Here is a 20,907-nt window from a genome sequence, read left to right as displayed (position 1 = left end):
GGGCGGGGTGCTGAAGGCTTGGACATGCAGGCCGCAGATGTCTGCGTGGTGGGGGCCGGGCCCGCCGGCATCACGCTCGCCCTGGAACTGGCCGCCAGGGGGCAGAAGGTGCTGGTGCTGGAGTCCGGCGGTGAACAGCAGGACGACGCGCTGCAGGAACTGTCCGCAGCTGATGTGGCGAATCCGCAGGTGCACGACGACCCGCGTATCTGCATGGCAAGGCGCCTTGGCGGTACTTCGAACCTATGGGGTGCCCGATGCCAGCCGTTCGATCCCATCGACTTTGCCCATCGCGACTGGGTGCCCGATGCCGCTTGGCCCATCGGCTTCAGCGACGCGCTATCACCTTGGTATGGGCGCGCCTGCGAACTGCTCTCCTGCGGTGAGCCTGCTTTCCAGGATGCCGGGTTGTCGGGTCGGAAGCCGGACCCTATCGTCGATGTGACTCGTCTGGAGCGCTTCAGCACCGCCCCGAAAATGCAGCTCGCACACGGCCGTGTGCTGGCGCACAGCCCGCTCATCGACCTGAGGCTGCATTGCACGGTGGTCGACATCCAATTGGACGAGCATGGCCATGCAGCGTCATTGCAGGTCTGCACACCGGACGGACAGCGGCATGCAGTGCCCGTCCGGCGGTTGGTGTTGGCGATGGGGGGCCTGGAGAGCACCAGGCTGCTGCTCAACCTGCAGCGCCGCCATCCAGCCCTGTTCGGGGGCGACGCTGGGCCGCTCGGCCGCCATTACATGGCCCATGTGATCGGCGAAGTCTCCGATATCACCTTTGCGGACGCGGCGATCGATGCTGCGTTCGACTTCTTCCTGGATGGCCGTGGGTCCTATGCACGCAGGCGCTTCATTCCAAGCGATGCAGCGCAGCGGTCCCACCAACTGCCCAACGTGTCGTTCTGGCCGGTGGTGCCCCCAGTGGCAGATCCGCGGCACCGCAGCGCCTTGCTCTCGACGGTGTTCTTGGCAATGGCAATGGGGCCGATCGGGCGCTTGCTGATGGCCGAGGCAATCCGTCGCTACCACGCACCGCCGGGCACGCCCTGGTCCCCCCACGTCGGGAATCTGCTGCGCGGGCTTCCCGCTGCGGTATCCGGCAGTGTCGGATTCCTGATGCGGCGCTACGTGAGTCGGCCGCGTGTACCTGGCTTCTTCATCCGCAACGACAGCCGGCGGTATGGCCTGTCATACCATGCTGAGCACTTCCCGCATGCAGACAGCCGCGTCCGCTTGAGCGACCAGACCGACCGCCTTGGCTTGCCCAAGCTGCAGATTGACTTGCGCTTTGGCGAGGAGGACGCTGCCGCCTTGTTCCGTGCGCATGAATTGATGCGTGCCTGGCTCTTGAACAACAAATTGGGGGAACTGCACTATCGGCAGCCGGCTGAAGAAACGCCGGTAGCGATCTTGGCTGCGGCCCGGCACGGTACGCATCAGATCGGTACGGCCCGGATGGCAAGCGAAACTGGGGCGGGTGTGGTCAATGAGGATCTTCAGACGTTCGACGTGCCAAATTTGTATGTCAACAGTTCGGCCGTGTTTCCGAGCTCTGGTCAAGCAAATCCCACGTTAACGATTGTTGCTTTGTCGGTGAGACTTGCTTCACACTTGGCGCAGTAGCCCGTTTGCTTAAGCGTCTCCCTCCTTGCATGCTAGGCCGGTCTTGAAAGTCGAAAGTAGCACTGAGATTGCTTTGTTGGTTTTATGCGATGAAATTTTGATCTGTTGCGTTTAAATCAAATAAGCTTTGACTAATCAGGAATCACCCGCTCTCGCGCCAAAACGACCAGACATCGAAATTGCTCGTTTGGTCAGCGCTTTCGGTATCGTATGGTTTCATGCGGAGGGCACTCAGTCCCCGGTGGCATATGCTGGCTTAATATTTTATATTATGCTGTCAGTGTTTTTGAGTGGAAGTCGAATTATTGATTATCAGTCCATTCAAAGACGCTTTTTTAGGATCATTGTCCCGTGGTTTCTATGGTTTTTGGTTTACGCGGCGGCAAATTTCTTTGCGGGCAAGCCTGTAGTCAATGTGGAATCAGGTTGGATGGCTGGAGTATTGGCTGGACCCAGCATTCATTTGTGGTACATGCCTTATATATTTTTGGTACTCCTGCTTTTTGATGTCGTAAAGAATAACTTCTCTGTGCATACTGTTGCTGGGCTGTCCCTGCTTTCGGGTGCAGCAATGTTCTTAGTGGGGGCAAGCTGGCGCCCGCTCTCGGTTCAGCTTGGTTATCCCATCGCGCAGTGGATGCACGCGCTCCCTGCGGTTTTATTCGGAGTGTTTATATACTATTTTCGGTCTTTGACCCCCATTCAACTTGGACTAGGCGTATTTTTGACGGGTTGGTCTCTGCTGATGTCTGGCCTCGATCTTAGGTTTGGGTTGCCATATCTTGTTGGGTCGGCGGCGATGATCGCAATCGCTGCGGGCTGGTTCAGTCCCAGAATCGGTTTTGACTTGTTGCCGTTATCTGAGTGTACACTTGGAATATATCTGTCGCATACTGCATTCCAAAAGCTGCTGGCGAATATGGGGCTTCCTCCTGGTGCTGTTTTGGCGACCCTCAGTTTCTTCTTATCGTTGACGTTTGTATTTCTTGCTAGGAAGCACTCTGTATTCTTCCGCAGATACATGTCCTAATAAATTATATTTCTGTTGGTTTTGGTCTGGTTTGATGCACTATCGGGGCCGATTTGCATATCTTATGCTCAGATCTCCTCCAAGCCAAATATGAAAGTACGGCCTATCTTTTGCGATCTGGCGATCCAGCGTGCTGTCTGGCCAAATATGCAAGGCGAGTTCAGCCCAGGCCCACTCCGCAGGGCGCGGTTTCACGATCGTCTGCTTCTGGCCAGTGAGCCTGGTGAACACATCCGGATCCAACATGCCGGCCCGCACGCTGTCGGCCAGGCGGTGCAAGGCCGCCAGACCAGGCGCAGGCACGGTGACCGCATTGGCCTTTGCAATCGCCGCCAGCAGCAGCAAGGGTCCGAGTGCGAAGGCGTGGTACTCCAACGCGCGTGGCCCGCGGCGCAGTTCCAGCGGAAGATGGCCGGACGGGTCGATGTCGTCCAGCGCCGCGACGAAGCGAGACATCCCCCAGTGGAACAACTCCTGGTCATTGCTCGCCATGCCGACGGCAGCACAAGACAGTGCAGCCCAGTAGGCATGGTTGTTGTTGCGGCTGTTCAGCCCCCAGATGGCCGGCCGACTGTAGAACGCATGCACATCGTGCCCCATGCGTGACAGCCAGGCCTCGATGCGGGTGCGTTGTGCCGGTGTCGCTGCCTGCCGGCTCTCGATGTAGGCCAGTGCGTAGGTGATGGATCCCCACTTCTTCTCGTACTCGCCCTGGTTGGAGTTCTCTCCCAGATAGGCCCTTCCGCTGGCCCAGTGGTCGAGATGCCGAACAACGCACTCCATGGCAGCAGTCGCAAACTGCGGCGCCTTCAGCGAGATGCTGGCCATGTCCGCAATGATGCGGTTGAACTGGCGAACCGGCCGCGTGGCCTCGATTTCGGCGGCGGCCAACTGCGGGTCGACCTGGGAAATCGAGCCGTCTCCCCGCTTGTAGCGCGAGCCATGCTGCAGTTGGAATGGCGGATTCACCAAGTCCGGACAAGGCCGAGGGCGCACGGACGGATCAACCGGCATCGCACGCATGGCCGCCACTTCGTAGGGCAGCTTGAAATTGTTGGCGAGCGCAGGCAATGCCTGGCCGCCAAGCACCAGCGCCAGCAGCAGGGCTGGGCCCTGTTGAGCCCAAATGGCCCCATGCGGGCGTCGTTCCGTCGCGTCTTGGGAAGGCTTGTGTGCCAGCGCCGGCGCCTTCGGTGCAGCCATCGTCAGGTCCACAGCGTTTCGTAGGCGCGCAATAGCTTTGGCACCTCATAGCGCCATTCCAGTTCGTGTTCCACGCGGTTGCGCCCGAATTGCCCCATGTGCAGGCGCCGTTCCGGATCGTCCAGCAACGCTACGATCTTGTGTGCCATGTCAACGGCATCATTGCGCGCTGCATAGAGCGAGGCTTCCTGGGCAGAAAAGCGGCCCTCTGCCAAGTCGAACTGCACGATCGGTTTGCCCAGGGCCATGTACTCCATGATCTTGTTCATGGTCGATTTGTCGTTCATGTCGTTGGCCACATCGGGGTTGACGCAGACGTCAGCGGTGTTAAGCATGTCCAACAACTCCGCGTCCGGCACCCGCCCCGTGAAAGTGACGTGATCGGCCAGTCCTAGTTGCCCCGCCAACTGCTGCATCTCTTCAAGCGAGGTGCCGCCGCCCACAAGCCCGAAGTGGACATCATCGCGTTTCAGTTCATGCACGATGTGCCGTGCCGCCCGCAGCAGGTAATCTATGCCTTCCTGCTTGCCCATCACCCCGACATAGCCGACAAGGAAGCGTCTGCCCCGCTTCAGTTCCGGCTTGGGTGGTTGAATCTTCAGGCGATCAAGCTTCGGCCCGCTGCGTACAACAAACACGCGGTCGGCGCGCATGCCGCCCCGCTCAAGCGCAATCTGCCGGTATGACTCATTGGTGGCAATCGACACATCAGCGGTGCGGAATGTCTGACGCTCCAGCCAAACCATCAGCTTCCACAATAGGTCGCGCCGGCCGAACTTGGCTTCGTACAGTTCGGGATTGATGTCGTGGTGGTCAAACACGAAGCGGCTGCCATAGAAACGCTTGAAAAAACCTCCCACCAGGAACAGCAGATCAGGCGGGTTGCAGGCCTGGATCACATCGAAGCCTCGCTCCCGCCGCACCTTGTACGCCAGCCGGAAGGTGTGCCACAGGGCAGCAGAATATTCCAGCAGGTACCCCAGCGCACCCTCGCCCTCGTTGGGCAGGTTGTACCGGTAGATGTGAATCGAGTCGATTAGCTCGTACGGCAGTTCGTAGCCCTTGCCGGTGGGGCAGATGATCGACACTTGGTAGCCATGGGCTACCAGCGTTGTGGCCTCTTGCCAGACTCGGCGGTCAAACGGCGACGGCAGGTTTTCAACCAGGATCAGCACACGCCGGCCATGCGCCGGCCGTTGCGTTTCGACGAGCTCAGTCACCAGCAGATTCCATCGTAAGCGGGGCCGCTCGTGCGATCGGCAATGCGCACATAGTCGACGACACATTGGCCATCGCGCGGGTTCAATGCCGCGGCCTTGAATTCCGCTGCGCCGTTGCCGATGACGACCGTGTCGGCAAACGCCATCACCTCTTCCACCGAGTTCACCATCAACTTCGAGATGTGCGGGATGTGGTTGAGGATGTAGTCGCGGTTGGCACCAGTCAGCGCCGCCATGTTGACGTTGCGGTCGAACAGGCGCAGGTCGAAGCCCTTGCCGATCAGGTGCTCGATGACATCGACCATGGGTGATTCGCGCAGGTCGTCGGTGCCCGCCTTGAAGGCGAAGCCCAAAACGCCGACCTTGCGGTGGCCCTTGCTGGTGACCATCTCGATGGCGCGCTGAACTTGCCTCGCGTTCGATGGCAGCACGGCATTCAACAAGGGCAAATCCAGGTCCATGCTCCGGGCCTTGTAGGTCAGCGCGCGCACATCCTTGGGCAGACACGATCCACCGAACGCAAACCCCGGTTTCATGTAATAGGCCGACAGATTGAGCTTGGTGTCTTGGCAGAAGATGTCCATCACCTGGTGGCCGTCGATCCCGACGGCCTTGCAGATGTTGCCGATTTCGTTGGCAAAGGCGACCTTGACAGCGTGCCAATTGTTATCGGCATACTTCACCATCTCCGCAACCTCGACGGTCGTGCGAATCATCGGGGCATCGAGGGATGCATATAGATCCACCAGCCGTTGCCCGGCCTGGCTATCGGTTTCACCGATCACTGTCTTGGGCGGATGGTAGTAGTCGTATACAGCCGTACCTTCACGCAAGAACTCGGGGTTGTTGCAGACGCCGAAATCAACACCCGCAGTCTTACCGGACGCTTGTTCCAAGGTGGGGATCACCAGGTTGCGCATGGATCCTGGCAGCATCGTTGATCGTGCCACAACCACGTGAAAGCCCTCCTTGTCGCGCATGGCTGCCCCGATCTCCTCGCAGACACGCCTCACGTAAGAAAGGTCAAGGTTGCCATTGAGTTGCGATGGTGTTCCGACGCAGATCAATGATAGGTCTGTCGCCAGGACAGCATCCTTCACCGAGACAGTCGCCCGTAGCGTGCCAGCTTTGACGGCATGCTCAATCATTCCGCCGATGTCTTTCTCGATGATGGGTGTCACGCCGCTGTTGATCAGATCCACTTTGGTCGCGTTCGGATCGACTCCGATGACCGTGTGTCCATCTGACGCCAGACAGCCTGCCGAGACGGCGCCTACATAACCGAGGCCGAAGATACTGATTTTCATGATTTCACCAATCTGTGCAAACTAAGCAGGATTTGGACCACCCAAATCCTGCCATTCATCGGCGATGTTAAGGGACGATCATGACGCGGCTTCAGCTTCGCTTGTTGTCCACTGGCGTTGCCGCAGTGCTGAAAGCTACCGTGTTGAACAGCAGGCTGACTCGGGGGCGGGCTCTGCGCCTTGACAGCATCCCTCTGCGAGCAGCGTCGACGTGTCTGCACCAGCAACGAGATTGCTGAGAGCCACAGGCTTAGGCGGGCTCGCCGAGAGCGACGCGCACTTGCGCAATGGGCGCTGCATGCACCCAGCCGGCCAATCCACCCGCCGTGCACGCGGCATAGAGACGGGGCTACAGAAAGCGGAGCGCGTTTGCGTCGAAGTTTGCAATGCCTGGCAGCACAGTTGCCAAGTCAGACGATGACAAGCCCATCCAGCGGCCCAACGGTGCAGCCATTTGTGTGACCGATTGCGATGGCAGCAGGCGGCCGGACCCAATGTCGTCGGTGCCACCCAGGGCGGTGCTTGGAAACCGGCCATGGATGTTGCGCCCCGCCACCATGCCGCCCGCCACGAAGTGGTGGCTGCCCCAGCCGTGGTCGCTGCCGTCGCCATTGCTCAGCAGCGCACGGCCGAAGTCTGACGCGGTGAACAAGGCAACGTTGTTCAACATCCCCAGGCTGCCCATGCTGGTCAGGAAGTAGTCGATGGCGTTGGCCACGCGGGCCATCAGTGCCGGCTGGTCGCGCATCTGGTTCGCATGGCTGTCGAACCCGCCGATCGACACCATGAACACCTGGCGGCGCATGCCCAGCGTCTGCCCCGCGGCAACCATTTGCGCCACCATGCGCAACTGCTTGGTCAGGTCGTCCTCGTCCAGCTTGTAGCTGCCGCCCGTGCCAAATGGAATGGTGGTGGCAGGGATGGGCGGCACGCTCACGCCGGGCAATGCAGTCTGCAGGATGGTGTTGGCTGACATGCCGCGCTGCAGAATGCGCACGTACTCGGCCTGCAATGGGCTGGTGCCCACGTTGGCCAGCATGCGCCGCAGTGCGGCCGGTGCCGTGGCCGATCCGAAGACGCTGGTGCTGCTGACGCCGGATGGCGCCACCGGCCCCTCCACGCCAACTTGGTACTGGGTGACCTGGCTGCCCGATAGGAACACGGCGTTGCCTGTTGCCGACACTGCGGTGAACACCGGGTAGGCATTGGCCGACATCAAGATGTCGCCCAGGCGCCCACCCCAGCCCGACCGTGCGCCTTCGGGCGACAGGCTCTGCCAGGTCGATGCCTGATCGTTGTGCGAGAACAACTTGGCGGGCAAGCCCATGCCGGCGGCATATTCCGGTTTTGTGATCGGGCGCACCAACGGGCCCACGTTCGCGACGATGGCAGCCTGGCCGGCTTCGTACCATCGGCGCAGCGGTGCCAGTTCTTCAGGCATGCCAAAGCTGCGGCCGGCAGCCTGGCCGCTCACGCTGATGGGCAGCAGCTTGTGTGCTGGCCAGGCCAGTTCCTGGCGCGCCCTGGCGTAATCTGCGTAGCCCGTGGTGTCGGTGGGCACCACCCAGTTGTGGCTGTCGTTGCCGCCGTGCATGAAGAGGCACACCAGCGCGCGGTAGGGGCCAGACAGGTCGGCTGCCTGGCTGCTCTGGGCTGCCATGGCGGCCATGCCCGCTAGGCCGGTGGCCAGGGGCGCGCCGCCGCGCAGCCCGGCGGCTGCGGCCAGGCCGCTTGCCGCACGCAAGAAGTGTCGGCGTGAATGGGTTGAGGTCGTCATCAGCGTTGCACCAGGTATTCAGGCGAAGCCATGGTCAGGAAGAGTGCCACGCGGGCCCGGTTCAGATGGCTGCTTGCCGTCGTGCCGCGGATGTCGGCAATGGCGTCCAGCAGATCCTGCCGCAGACCCGGGCTCATGCGCCCTGCCATCATCAGCAGATTCAGCCGTTCAATCAGGGCGTCGATGTTGCCTGCCGTCGCCAGCGCAACCAAGGGTTCCAGGTTGCTGCTCACGTCCCTTCCGGTGTCACTCTGCCCCAGGCCGCCGCTGGCCATGGCCAGCGCCAGGTTGACCCAGTGGGCGGTGGTGGACTCGTTGACGATCTGCAGTTCGGGCACGGTGATGCTGTTGCCTGAGAAGGCGCTGTTGGGCGGCACGAATCCGGGCCTGAAGTAGCCGAACACCGAAGGTGCATACAAGGCACGCTGGCCCTGGTTGGCCAGTTCCATGGCCATCAGGTACTGGCCGGACTGCGACTTCGCGTCCATGCCGCGCATCCATTGCGTCACTCGCAGCACCGGTTCACGCAGTTTGCCGATCGCATCCGCCGGTGGGTTGCGGGCCTCCGCGTCCAGCAGAACGGCGCGCACCACGGCTGCCATGTCGCCGCGCACGCCCGCACCGTTGTTGTTGAACGCGGCAGCCACCCGCGCCACGTAGCCTGCACTGGGGTGGCTGGTCACCAGCCGCTGGATCAGCTGGCGGCCGATGAACGGGCCCACGTTGGGGTGCATGAACAAGGCATCCAGTGCCAGGCGAACGCTGTCCTGTGCAGTGCTGTTGGCAGGTATCACCATGGCATGGGGCTTGCCTGAAAACAAGCGCTTCTCGGCCGCGGAATGCTGGCCAGGGTAGGCCTTCATCGGCAGCACATCGACGCGCTGGTCGGCTGCGGTAAGGTAGTCTGGCCGGCCCCAGCGGAATGCAGGGTCGGTCAGCTGTGCATCCGGAAACGCCCAGCTGAACCCGGTGAACACCTTGGCCAGTGCCATCACATCCTGGTTGTCGTAGGTTTCGATGGGCTGGCCGCTGCTGTCTAGCCTGGGGCTGCCGTCGCTGTTCAACTCGTGCAGACCGATCGTGAACAACTGCATCAGTTCACGCGCAAAGTTCTCGTCGGGCAGGCGGCCAGAGATCGGGTCTTCCCTGCGATTGCGCATGTGCGACAGATAGATGCCCATGGCCGGGCTCAGGGACACTGCTTCCAGCAGGTTGCGGTAGTTGCCGAAGGCATGCTGGTTCAAAATGTCCAGGTAACTGGCATAGGCACGGCTATGCTCATGCAAGTTCGAGTCGGCCTGCGACACCATCAGGATTTGGTGCAGTGCAAACGCCACCCGCTTGCGAAGCTGGTCGGGACCGTTGGCGGCAGTCGCCCAGAAGCGCTGGGCTGGCCAGGCAATGCTGTAGTTCTTGCCTTTGGGCCGGTAGTCATCGCCCAGGTCGAACTTGCCCTGAACGTAGCGCACAAAGTCGGGTTGCGCGGGCATGGCCATCTGCTCTGCCAGCCACGTGCTCAGGGGCAGTGTGCTCAAGCGTTGCACTTCGGCTGCGGTGGGCCCGAAGGTGGCCTGCTGCAGGAAGCGAGCGGCGGCGTACTGTGCTGTCAGCGTGGCATCGGTTGCCGGCAGCGCAGGCACGGTGAAGCGCAGGGCCCCGCTGCTGTAGAGCGTGCTGTCGCCTGCGGTGGTGTCGTTGCTGTCGAACGCCGCTTCGCCCACGCCATAGTCACGTGTCACGCTCGGGGCCGTGGGCATCAGGGTGTTATTGCCGACCTTCAGGTACTGCACGAACAAGTTGCGGTCTTCACCGTTGATGACGGCGTTGTTCAGGAATGCCACATCAATGCGGCTGCCTGCTGTCAAGCGCGGCACGGTGAACATATGGTCGGCCGGTGTGCTGCTGCGCACCTCCACCGTGCCCACGATCACCCCGTCCACCCGCACCTGCATCAACGCACCCACGCCGGCTGCCAAAGTGCTGCTGGCGCGCACCAGCAGGCTGTCTTGGATGTTGGCCGCGGGCCAGATCAGGCGCAGTGCGCCATTCAAGGCCATGCCCGGTTGTCCGGCCAGTACGTTGAGCCCGTCGAACGCAGCCGCGCCCAGGCCCAGGTCATACTGCACCAGTGGTGAGGTCGTCAACATGTACGTCGAGCCAGCCAGCAGATAGGCAACGTTCAGGTTGCGATCTGCACCATTCACCACAGCGTCGTTGGTGTAGGCAACGTCGATCCTGCTGCCTGCCTTCAACGGGGGCACGGGCATGATGTAGTCGGCGGGGGTGGTGCTGCGCACCTCGACACTGCTCACGGCCACGCCGTCCACCCACACCTGCATCACCGGCCCCGCACTGCCAGCAAGTTGACCATGGGCGCGCACGATCAGGTGGTCGGTGATGTTGGGTTGTGCCCACTGCATGCGCAGCGCGGCGTTGCTGTTCAGCGTTCGCTGGCCGGGGCGAACGTCCTGGCCGTCGAAGGCCGCTGCACCGGTGCCAATGTCATAGCTGTTCCCCGGGGCGGTGGGCAGCATGAAGGTCTTGCCCGCAATCAGGTAGTCGACGACCAGGTTGCGGTCAACCCCCGCGACCACGGCATGGTTGGTCAATACGACATCGATCCTGGTGCCGGGCAGAAGTGTCGGCACGGCGAACGTGTGGTCTGTGGGCTCGGTGGCGCGTACTTCGGCACGCGCCACGATCACACCGTCCACATGCAGTTCCATGCTGGGTCCCACATTGCCTGCCAGGCGGCCATGCGCGCGCACGGTGAGCGAGTCGGTCAGGTTCGGCGTGGGCCAGGCGGCACGCAGTGCGCCATTGGCCGTCATGGCAGACCTGCCGGCCACGGTGTTGATGCCGTCGAAGGCGGCGATGCCGCTGCCCAGGTCGTAGGTGATGCCCGGAGCGGTTGGCCGCAGTACCGTTGTGCTTGAAATGAGGTATGAAACGTTGAGGTTACGGTCCTCGCCGTTGATGACCGCATCGTTGGTGTACACAAGATCGACCTGGCTGTCTGCGGTGATGGGCAACGTTGCAAAGCTGTAGTCGGCAGGCGTGGTGGACTTCACCTCCGTGGTCCCCAGAACCACGCCGTCCACACGTACCTGCATCACGGCACCAATGCCGGCGGCCAGGCTGGCGCTGGCACGCACGGTGAGGGTGTCGGTCATGTTGGCGGCGGGCCAGGCCGCGCGCAGGGCGCCGTTACTGTGCAGGGTGGCCTGGCCGGGCGAGGTGTTGGCGCCGTCGAAGGCAGCGGTGCCCTCACCGAGGTCGTAGAGCACACCGGCAGCGCTGGGCAGCAAGACGGTGGTGCCTGCGCGCAGGTAGTGCACGTTGAGGTTGCGGTCCAGGCCGTTGATGGTGGCGTCGTTGCTGTAGACGACGTCGATGCGGCTGCCCTGGGAGAAGGCTGGGACGGTGAAGGTGTGGTCGGCCGGTGTGGTGCTGCGCACTTCGACGGGGCCGATGGTCACGCCGTTGACCCGCAGACTCATCAGGGCGCCGGTGTTGTCGGCCAGGCTGGCGCTGGCGCGCACGGTGATCTGGGCGGTCAGGTTGGGCTCGGGCCAGGTGAAGCGCAGCGCGCCGCTGCTGGGCATGTTGATTCGGCCAGCCGAGGCGTTGATGCCGTCGAAGGCCTCGGCGTCTTTGCCGACGTCGTAGACCACGCCGGGGTCGGTGGGCAGGCTGTAGGTGCTGGCGGAGGTGACCTGCGTGACGATCAGGTCGCGGTCTTCGGTACCCACCAGCGCGTTGTTGGTGAACACCACATCGACCTTGGCGCCTGGGCGCAGTGCGGGGCTGGCGAACTGGAAATCTGTGGGTTGGGTGTCGCGCACCTCGGTCGTGCCGATGCGCACACCGTCGACCAGCACCTCCATGATCGGGCCTACTCCGCCGGCCAGCCGGCCGTGAGCGCGCACCGTCAGGGTGCTGGTGAGGTTGGCGCTTGGCCAGGTGCCGCGCAACTCGACGCCGCCGGTGGTTGAACTGCTGTCGGCCTGCTGCAGCACGGTGTTGCCTGCCATGGCATAGGTGGTGACCAGCGCGCGTTGAACGCCGTTCACGGTGCCTGGATTGGCCAGAAGCAGTTCAACTTTGCTGCCTGGCTTGAGCACGGGCGAGAGCATGGCATGGTCGGTCAGGTACGTGGCGGTCACCTGGGTGCTGCTGACCAGGATGCCATCGACCCACAGCTGCATGATGGGGGCGACATTGCCGGCGGCCGTGCCGCTGGCCCGCACGGTGAGCGTGCTGGTGATATTGGCTTGCGGCCAGGTGAACCGCAGCGCACCGCTGTGAAACATTGCCCCACGGTGGTGTGACAAATCCAACCCATCGAAAGCTTTGCTGCCCTTGCCCACGTCGTAGGTGACGCCTGGATCTGTGGGGCGGACAGCGGTGTTGGCCGTGGTCAGGTAGGCGACGAAGAGGTCGCGATCGACACCGCCGACGAATTCGTTGTTGGTGAACACGACATCGACCTTGCGCCCGGGCTGCATGGGCAGCGCGGGGAAGCTGAAGTCAGCGAAGTCGGTGTTACGCACCTCGGTGGTGCCGACCATGATGCCGTCGACGAGCACCTGCATGATGGCCCCCACATTGGCGGCCACGGTACCCTTGGCTCGCACGGTGAGCATGTCGGTGAGGTTGGGGGCAGGCCATGCGCCGGCAGCGCCGCTGGCATTGGCGGTGACGCCTGCGTCGCCCGGGCGCAGCACGGTGGTGCCCGAGATGGCGTAGGAGACGTTCAGGCTGCGTGAGACACCGCTGGCGCTGCCCGGGTTGGCCAGCAGGACCTGGATCTGAGCGCCAGGGCGCAGGGGCAGTGCGGCGAAGCGGAAGTCGGCGGGCTCGGTGGAGCGCACCTCGGTTGAACCGAGCAGGATGCCATCGGCGACGACCTGCATCAGGGGCCAGACATCGCCCGCGGCCACGCCGCTGGCACGCACGGTGAGGGTGTCGGTCATGTTGGCGGCGGCCCAGGCCGCGCGCAGGGCGCCGTTACTGTGCAGGGTGGCCTGGCCGGGCGAGGTGTTGGCGCCGTCGAAGGCAGCGGTGCCCTCACCGAGGTCGTAGAGCACACCGGCAGCGCTGGGCAGCAAGACGGTGGTGCCTGCGCGCAGGTAGTGCACGTTGAGGTTGCGGTCCAGGCCGTTGATGGTGGCGTCGTTGCTGTAGACGACGTCGATGCGGCTGCCCTGGGAGAAGGCTGGGACGGTGAAGGTGTGGTCGGCCGGTGTGGTGCTGCGCACTTCGACGGGGCCGATGGTCACGCCGTTGACCCGCAGACTCATCAGGGCGCCGGTGTTGTCGGCCAGGCTGGCGCTGGCGCGCACGGTGATCTGGGCGGTCAGGTTGGGCTCGGGCCAGGTGAAGCGCAGCGCGCCGCTGCTGGACATGTTGATTCGGCCAGCCGAAGCGTTGATGCCGTCGAAGGCCTCGGCGTCTTTGCCGACGTCGTAGACCACGCCGGGGTCGGTGGGCAGGCTGTAGGTGCTGGCGGAGGTGACCTGCGTGACGATCAGGTCGCGGTCTTCGGTACCCACCAGCGCGTTGTTGGTGAACACCACATCGACCTTGGCGCCTGGGCGCAGTGCGGGGCTGGCGAACCGGAAGTCTGTGGGTTGGGTGTCGCGCACCTCGGTCGTGCCGATGCGCACACCGTCGACCAGCACCTCCATGATCGGGCCTACTCCGCCGGCCAGCCGGCCGTGAGCGCGCACCGTCAGGATGGTGCCCGGTGCTTCGTTGCTGTCTGCCACGGCCAAGGCCTGCTTCATCCCTGCTGTGGCAGCAGAATCTCTCTGCACCAGTGTCGATTGATCGGGTTCGTTGCCGCCGCCGCACGCCAGCAGACTGCAGGAGACAACTGCGGTGCACACCAGCCGGGCAGCACGTTGAGCAAGGGTGATCATGGAAGCAGGGCCAATTGGGGGCAGTGTGTCGAGGCGCAGTTCTGGAGCGGCGACGCCAATGGTCGCGCTGTCATCGGTCGGTCTGATGTCTGATGAGCGGGGGCGTCCCGGCCAGTTGTGTCCGGCTGTTGTTTGCCACCGTGTTCGCGGTCTCGAAGCAGCCATGGACGTACAGAGGCCAGTCAGCGTGCTTTCGGCGCTAGAGGTTGAAGGCCGGAGTGGAAAGTTGTGTCTGGTTGTTCAGAATGTGAAGCACGCCATCACGGCATGCACGATCGGCAGGCCGGCAGAGTATGGCTGGCCTCCTCGAACCCCGGCGCGCAACGGCTGGGTCGAGGCCACGGTGGGGCGCACGCATTGGCGTCGGGCTTGTCCAAGAGTTTGGGTTCCACCGTGCAGCCGGCCTGCCAAAGCGTGCAAGCACGCTCTGGTTGCATGTCCTGGGCAGGGACGTCGCATGGACAGGAGCGGGCGCTCGATCCCGCGCGTTCTCGGGTTTAGCCTGTTCCCGGTCTGCGGCAGCGGTGCTAGAAGAGCTTTAGACATGGCGCATGGGTCGGTTGCCCGAGCAAACTTGGTTCCGCAGGTGTTGCAGCGCCTGCACCGCGCCGTCTTGACCGCATACCCGGGGGATGCCATGACAGTTCGCAGCACGCTCATTGCCGCCACGCTAGCGTGGGCATTCGTCTTGATTCCCTCGGAAGCTGTGGCGTTCAACTGCACCGCAACTGAAGGAGAGGAGTGCATCTTCAACCGGGGCCCGCTCGTGGTGGTGTTCGAAGCCGGTCAGTACAGCTTCGACGGCGACAGCCAACTGAACGGTGTCGATGGCCAAGTGGGTGGCTACACCGCAGGCACCTTCGAGTTTCCTGACCTGAAGCCTTTGGACCTGGGCAGCGGCCGCTTCGGTTTCGAGTTTTCAACGCCGATGTTCGGGTCGGTTGGTGGCAGCGGGGTCTCCGGCGATCACGAGGTGTCGGCCAACTTCCGCTTCGAGTACCTGCGCTTCGACGCAGCACCCGGTTGGCGCATCGACAGTCTCGAACTGGCCGTCACAGGTGAAAAGCGCACCGTGGGCGTTGCCAGCGTGGCGTTGAATGTGCCGGGAGCGCTTCGATTCGCGGGCGACTTGTTCACCACGTCCGGCATCCTGCCTTTGGAAAGCACCGGCTTCGGCGCCGGCTTCAGTGCCTGGACAACCTATGAAGAAGATGGTGACGGGGGTGCCGCGTCGTATGGCACCGCCTACGCCCGCTTCGACAACGTGCGCCTGGTGGCCCAGCTTAGCCCGGTGCCCGAGCCTGCCACCGCCTTGCTCTGGCTGATGGGGGCGGCGTTGCTGCGTTTCTGCAGCATGCGCCAGGCTTCGAGATGGCGTCTCAACTTTCACCTGTGCGACCCAACGTGCGGGGTGAAAGTGGCGAAGTGACCCCCCCTCTATCAGTCAGCTCTCGTTAGCCTGCTGGGCGGCGGCGCCACCACGCCACCACAAGCGGCCCGCTCAGCAGCAGCATGGCCCATGCGCCAGGCTCGGGCACTGCGGACACCTCCGTGAGATGGATCACATCGGCGTACGAAGCTTCGTTGGGCGCATGAGCATATTGCGCCTGGCCGAAGTCGCCTCCGCTCCAGGCCATGGTGAAGTCCTGCGGGTTTTCCAGCCAGCATGTGACGGCGTTGCAGTTGGTGCCCACGGCCACCATGCGCAGCCTGCCGTCCGGATGAAACCGCAGATAGTGGCCGGGTGCCTGGGTCTCATCAAAAGTTCGACCGTCGATCTCGATGGAGAACTGGCTGAACAGCTGGTCGGCCTGCACAAAGTTTGTGGGGTGGAACAGGCTGGCGTCGAAGCTGAACCGCCCCGACGTCACCTGCCCGGCCAACGATCCTTCGTCCCAGTCAAAGCTGAACTCGAACGTGCGTGTTTTCGCGTGGGCAATGGGCATGGCGGCCAGGCTCGCGCAAGCGGCCACAGTCAGTTGGGCCAAAAGGGGGCGGTTGGTTTTCATGGCGCTTTCCGGTTGTTGGTGACGTGCCGCGCGCGGAGCAGAACGAGCCCCGCCGTCAACAGCAGCACGCTGCATGGCTCGGACACCGCACGGATGCCGAAGTACAGATCGGGATCGTCGAAGGCCTCGCCCTGTAGGATGGCGTGGCCATCGGCATACGCATTGCCGGCAAACCACACGCTGCCAAAGCGGGCTGTGGCCGCGCGCAATTGAAAGCTGTAGGGTTGGCCGGGCACAACGGCCACGCCACCCAGTGCGAAATCAACTTGGCCCTGGGTACCGGCAAGCCTGCCGAGAATGCGATCGACATCCACGGTCTGGCTGGCCAGGTGCGCGCCCTGGAAGCCCACGCCCTCGTAGAGGTCCAGCGTCACCAGGCGGTCTTGTGACAGTTCCAGCGAGATGTTCATGTTCAGCAGCTGCAGTTCGACCGTGTGCACGCTGTCGCCGTTGGCGATGAAGCTTTGGCCCATCGGTTGCTGCACCTCGATGCCCGTGGCACCGGTGTTGAAACCCAAGGGCGGCGGGTTGATCTGCACCGGAACGGCCTGTGCCATGGTGGCAACCAGTGCCCAGCCTCCAAGGGCCAGTGCAGCGCCGTGGCGATCGCGGCTTCTCATGGATGCTCCTCCTCCGGGCTGGACAGCCTAGCCTTCGCAGCGTACGCCTGTGCATGGCCAGCGCGCAACCCCGCGACTGCCCACCGACCGGTGCCGTGCGCGTCCTCTTGGGCTGTGCTACGTAGACGACGGAGGCTTGCAGGAAGACTCAGCAGAGATCGTCAGCGCATTGAACTGCCTGTTCCAGGGCATCTGATTTCGACGTCGCTCACGATGACCGGACGCCTTTGGTGTCGCCGTCACGCCAACGCAGGCGCCGCACCAAAGGTGCCCAGGTTGGGCAGTGCCGCGGCCAGGTCCGACGCCCCCAACCCCATCCACCCCCCCAGGCTGGCCGCGTACTGCGTCACTGCCGTGCTCGGCAGCAACCGCCCGGCGCCCAGGTCATCGGCCGTGCCCAGTGCCGTGACCGCCATGGTGCCGTGGATGCGGCCTCCCTTCACGCCGCCGCCGGCCACGAAGTGGTGGCCACCCCAGCCATGGTCGCAGCCGTCGCCATTGCTGGCCAGGCCACGGCCGAAGTCGCTGGCCGAAAACAGCACCACGTTGTTCAGCTGGCCCTGGGCCTGCAGGGTCTGCATGAACCAGTCGACTGCATGGGCCACGCGGCCCATCAGCAGGGGCTGGTCGCGCATCTGGAAGCTGTGGCTGTCGAAGCCGCCCACGCTCACCATGAACACCTGCCGCTTCATTCCCATGGCCGGGCCGGCCGCGATCATGCGGGCCACGATGCGCAGCTGGCGGGCCAGGGCGTCGTTGTGCAGAGCCAGCGGCGTGCCGGCCGGCAGGGTGATGGCGGTGGTCGGCAAGTCCAGCGCCGGGCCGGCGGTCAGGGCGGCCTGCAGTGTGCCGCTGGTCGCCAGGCTGCGCTGCACCACCCGCAGGTACTCGGCCTCGAAGGCATTGGCGCCGCTGCCGGCCAGCAGCTTGCGCAGCTCGCCGGGCACGGCGCTGCTGCCGGCGCGCCAGCCGTCCTGCGCGCCGTTGATCATCACCGGGCCGTTGGTGCCCACCTGGTACTGCGTCACCCGGCTGCCGCTGAGGAACACCGCATTGCCGCTGGCCGACACGGCGGTGAACACCGGTTGCGCGTTGGCCGCCATCAGGATGTCGCCCATGCGCCCGCCCCAGCCGGTGGGCGCGCCTTCGGGCTGCAGGCTCTGCCAGGTGGCGGCCTGGTCGTTGTGGCTGAACAGCTTGGCCGGCAGGCCCACGCCGGCCTGGAAATCGGCCTTGGTGACCGGCCGCACCAGCGTGCCCACGTTGGCCAGCCAAGCCAGTTTGCCCTGCTGGTACCAGTTGCGCAGCGGCCCCAGCTCCACCGGCATGCCGAAGCTGCGGCCGCTGGCCTGGCCACCGTTGCCGATGTCCTGCACCCGCGCGGTGGGCCAGGCCAGTTCGCCACGGGCGCTGGCATAGCTGGCGCGGTTGCTGTCGTCGGTGGGCAGCAGCCAGTTGTGGCTGTCGCTGCCGCCGGCCATGTACAGGCACACCAGGGCCTTGTAGCCGTCGTGGATGCCCGCGGCCTGGGCACGCTGGCTGGCCAGGGCGCCGATGCCGGCCAGGCCCATGGCCAGGGGCAGGTGCAGGCGTGGGCCCAGTGGGGCGGCGGCCGCGGCGGCCAGGCCGGCGCTGGCGCGGAAGAAGGCGCGTCTGTTGGCGGTCATGGGCAGGGCCTCAGGGTTGGGAGACGAACTCGGGCGAGGCCAGCACCAGGAAGGTGGCGGCCCGCGCGCGGTTGGCGGCAGCGTTGGTGCCGTCGGGGATGGCGGCCACCACATCCATCAGGCTAGCGCGCAGCGCGGCGCCCATGCGCCCGCCCAGCAGCAGCAGGTCCAGGTGGTCGGCCAGCGCGCTCAGGTTGCCGCCGGCCACCAGCGCGCCCAGCGCGGCCTGGTCCACCTTCACGTCGTTGGTGCTGCCCGTCCAGCCCAGGCCGTTGCCGGCCATGCCCTCGGCGGTGTTGATCCAGGCGGCCACGCTGCTCTCGTTGACGATCTGGAACTCGGGCGCGGTGCTGCCCATGGCCGAGAAGCTGGTGTTCGGCGGCACGTAGCCCGGCCGGTAGTGGTTGAAGACCGACGGCGCGGCCAGGGCCCGCTGGCCGCTGCTCTCCAGCTCCCAGGCCAGCATCCATTGGCCCGAGGTGCTTTGCGCCCCCAGCGCCCGGGCCCAGTGGGCCACCCGCAGCACCGGCTCGCGCAGCTTGCCGAAGCTGTTGGGCGGCGTGTTGCGGGCTTCGCTGTCCAGCAGGATGGCCCGCACCACGGCCGCCAGGTCACCGCGCACGCCGTTGCCGTTGTTGTTGAACATCGCCGCCACCCGCGCCACATAGGCCGGCGTGGGCTGGCTGGTCACCAGCCGCTGGATCAGCTGCCGGCCGATGAACGGGCCCACATTGGGGTGGTTGAATAGCGCGTCCAGTGCCAGCTTCAGATCGGCCTGGGCCGTGCCGTTGGCCGGGATGGTGACCGCCCAGGCCTTGCCCGCAAACAGTGTCTTGGCCGCGGTGGAATGCTGGCTGGCATAGGCCTTCATCGGCAGCAGGTCGATGCGCTGGTCGCCCGCGGCCGTCATCACCGGGCTGCCCCAGCGGAACTTCGACTCAGTCAGCTCGCCGTCGGCAAAGGCCCAGCTCCAGCCGGTGAACACCTTGGCCAGGGCCATCACGTCGTCGATGCCGTAGGTCTCCACCGGCTGGCCGCCGGCGTTGCGCTTGGGGCTGCCGTCGGTGTTCAGCTCATGCAGGCCGATGGTGAACAGCTGCATCAGCTCCCGCGCGAAGTTCTCGTCGGGCATCCGGCCGGTGGCCGGGTCTTCCTTGCGGTTGCGCAGGTGGCTCAGGTAGATGCCCATCGCCGGGCTCAGGGCCACGTCTTCCATCAGCTGGCGGAAGTTGCCGAAGGCGTTCCTGTTCAGCAGGTCGTGGTAGGCGCCGACTGCGCGGGCGTGGTGCCACAGGTTCGAATCGGTCTGCGACACCATGAAGATCTGGTGCAGCGCAAACGCCACCCGCTTGCGCAACTGGTCGGGTGCGGTGGCGGCGGTCTTCCAGAAGGTCTGGGCCACCACTGCCGGGCTGTAGCTGGCACCACCCGGGCGCCAGGCATCGCCCTGGTTGAACTGGGCCTGCACCGCGTTCACGTAGTCGGCCTGGTGGGGCAGGGCCATCTGCTCGCCCAGCCAGGTGGCATAGGGCTTGGTGGCCAGCGCATTCACTTCGGCTGGCGTCGGGCCGAAGCTGGCCTGCAGCAGGAAGCGCACTGCATCGCGCTGACGCGCCGGCAGGGCGTCGGCCGTGGCGGTGTCTGCCGGCCAGGTCAGGCGCAGGGCGGCGCTCCAGTAGATGTTGCCGCTGCCGGCCACGGTGTCGGCGCCGTCGAAGGCGGCAGCCCCGGCGCCTCGGTCGATGCTGGCATTGCTGGCGGTGGGCATCACCACCTGGCTGCCCTGCTGCAGGTAGGCCACGAACAGGTTGCGGTCCTCGCCATTGCCGCCGCCGTCGTTGGTGAAGACCACGTCCACCAGGGCGTTGGCGGGCAGCGTGGGCACGGCGAAGCTGAAGTTGGTGAACTGGGTGTTGGTCACCGTGGTGGTGCCGACGGTCTGGCCGTTCACCCGCACCACCATCTGCGCGCCCACACCGCCGGCCAGCGTGGCGCGGGCGCGTACCACCAGCGGGCTGGGGCTGGGTGCCGCAACGGGCGCAGGTGCAGGTGCCGGTGCGGGGGCCGGTGCGGGCGTGGATGCTGGTGCGGGGGCCGGGCTTGGCGCTGGCGTCGCCACCGGCGCGGGTGCCGGTGCGGGTGCCGGAACGGGCGCGGCTGCAGCGGCCTGGCTCGATTCCACCTGGGCGGCCGCCACGGCCTCATCCTGCAGGCTGCGCTGGGCCTGTTGGGCCATGGCCTCGGCAGTGACGGCGGCATTCGCCACGGCCAGCACCGTCGCCACATCACTCTCGGCAGCGGCGGTGGGGCTGCTGGCTGCAGGGGCTGGCGCGGGGGCGGTCACCGGGGTCTCGGCTGGGGCCTGCTCGCTGCCGCCACCACCACCACCGCCGCAGCCTGCCAGCGCCAGGCAGGCCAGCGTGCACCAAGCCAGTGCCGCCGCTGGCGTGGGCCGCTGGCCAGGCGGCGCAGGGCTCGGGCGCAACGGGGAACGAGAAGGCTGGATCATGGTGGCGGCCGTGGT

12 protein-coding genes are annotated in these 20,907 nt (G+C 64.6%); 3 read left to right on the top strand and 9 right to left on the bottom strand.

Annotation, left to right across the window (positions count from 1 at the left end; translation table 11 throughout):
- Window positions 1–24: 24 nt before the first annotated feature.
- The gene (locus FFT10_RS20965; RefSeq protein ID WP_162520871.1) at window positions 25–1,626 is read left to right on the top strand and encodes an FAD-dependent oxidoreductase; all 1,602 of its coding nucleotides are present in this window, start codon (window positions 25–27) and stop codon (window positions 1,624–1,626) included.
- A gap of 127 nt (window positions 1,627–1,753) precedes the next feature.
- Window positions 1,754–2,656: an acyltransferase family protein gene (locus FFT10_RS20960; RefSeq protein WP_137734825.1), complete on the top strand. Its 903-nt coding sequence runs from the start codon at window positions 1,754–1,756 to the stop codon at window positions 2,654–2,656.
- A 39-nt stretch (window positions 2,657–2,695) separates the two neighbouring features.
- On the opposite strand, the gene FFT10_RS20955 is transcribed toward FFT10_RS20960, so the two are convergent.
- The 5 genes from FFT10_RS20955 to FFT10_RS20935 form a co-directional block, all read right to left on the bottom strand.
- Window positions 2,696–3,859: an alginate lyase family protein gene (locus FFT10_RS20955; protein ID WP_137734824.1), complete on the bottom strand. Its 1,164-nt coding sequence runs from the start codon at window positions 3,857–3,859 to the stop codon at window positions 2,696–2,698.
- A gap of 2 nt (window positions 3,860–3,861) precedes the next feature.
- Window positions 3,862–5,079 (bottom strand): glycosyltransferase family 4 protein, encoded by a 1,218-nt coding sequence (locus tag FFT10_RS20950; RefSeq protein WP_228027213.1) that lies wholly within the window; start codon window positions 5,077–5,079, stop codon window positions 3,862–3,864.
- Complete coding sequence (locus FFT10_RS20945; protein WP_137734822.1) at window positions 5,076–6,386, bottom strand: nucleotide sugar dehydrogenase; 1,311 nt, start codon at window positions 6,384–6,386, stop codon at window positions 5,076–5,078. Before FFT10_RS20945 ends, FFT10_RS20950 begins: the two co-directional genes overlap by 4 nt.
- 349 nt (window positions 6,387–6,735) lie before the next feature.
- Window positions 6,736–8,163: a DUF1501 domain-containing protein gene (locus tag FFT10_RS20940; protein WP_137734821.1), complete on the bottom strand. Its 1,428-nt coding sequence runs from the start codon at window positions 8,161–8,163 to the stop codon at window positions 6,736–6,738.
- Window positions 8,163–14,252: a DUF1800 family protein gene (locus FFT10_RS20935; RefSeq protein WP_137734820.1), complete on the bottom strand. Its 6,090-nt coding sequence runs from the start codon at window positions 14,250–14,252 to the stop codon at window positions 8,163–8,165. Before FFT10_RS20935 ends, FFT10_RS20940 begins: the two co-directional genes overlap by 1 nt.
- Window positions 14,253–14,724: 472 nt before the next feature.
- On the opposite strand from FFT10_RS20935, the gene FFT10_RS20930 reads away from it, so the two are divergent.
- A complete protein-coding gene (locus FFT10_RS20930) occupies window positions 14,725–15,516 on the top strand; it encodes a PEP-CTERM sorting domain-containing protein (protein ID WP_137734819.1) in 792 nt (263 codons plus the stop codon).
- Window positions 15,517–15,541: 25 nt separating this feature from the next.
- On the opposite strand, the gene FFT10_RS20925 is transcribed toward FFT10_RS20930, so the two are convergent.
- The 4 genes from FFT10_RS20925 to FFT10_RS20910 form a co-directional block, all read right to left on the bottom strand.
- Window positions 15,542–16,096 (bottom strand): PEP-CTERM sorting domain-containing protein, encoded by a 555-nt coding sequence (locus FFT10_RS20925; RefSeq protein WP_162520867.1) that lies wholly within the window; start codon window positions 16,094–16,096, stop codon window positions 15,542–15,544.
- Window positions 16,093–16,716, bottom strand: a complete 624-nt coding sequence (locus tag FFT10_RS20920) for a hypothetical protein (RefSeq protein WP_137734817.1) — start codon at window positions 16,714–16,716, stop codon at window positions 16,093–16,095. The genes FFT10_RS20925 and FFT10_RS20920 overlap by 4 nt, the downstream gene beginning before the upstream one ends.
- Window positions 16,717–16,955: 239 nt before the next feature.
- Window positions 16,956–18,383, bottom strand: coding sequence for a DUF1501 domain-containing protein (locus FFT10_RS20915; RefSeq protein WP_137734816.1), 1,428 nt, complete (start codon window positions 18,381–18,383; stop codon window positions 16,956–16,958).
- A gap of 10 nt (window positions 18,384–18,393) precedes the next feature.
- Window positions 18,394–20,868 (bottom strand): DUF1800 family protein, encoded by a 2,475-nt coding sequence (locus FFT10_RS20910; RefSeq protein ID WP_162520866.1) that lies wholly within the window; start codon window positions 20,866–20,868, stop codon window positions 18,394–18,396.
- Window positions 20,869–20,907 lie beyond the last annotated feature (39 nt).

This window comes from Pseudaquabacterium pictum (assembly GCF_005403045.1).
GTDB lineage: Bacteria > Pseudomonadota > Gammaproteobacteria > Burkholderiales > Burkholderiaceae_C > Pseudaquabacterium > Pseudaquabacterium pictum.
The sequence above is the reverse complement of the archived record's forward strand: the minus strand, read 5'-3'. Positions and strand labels throughout refer to the sequence as shown.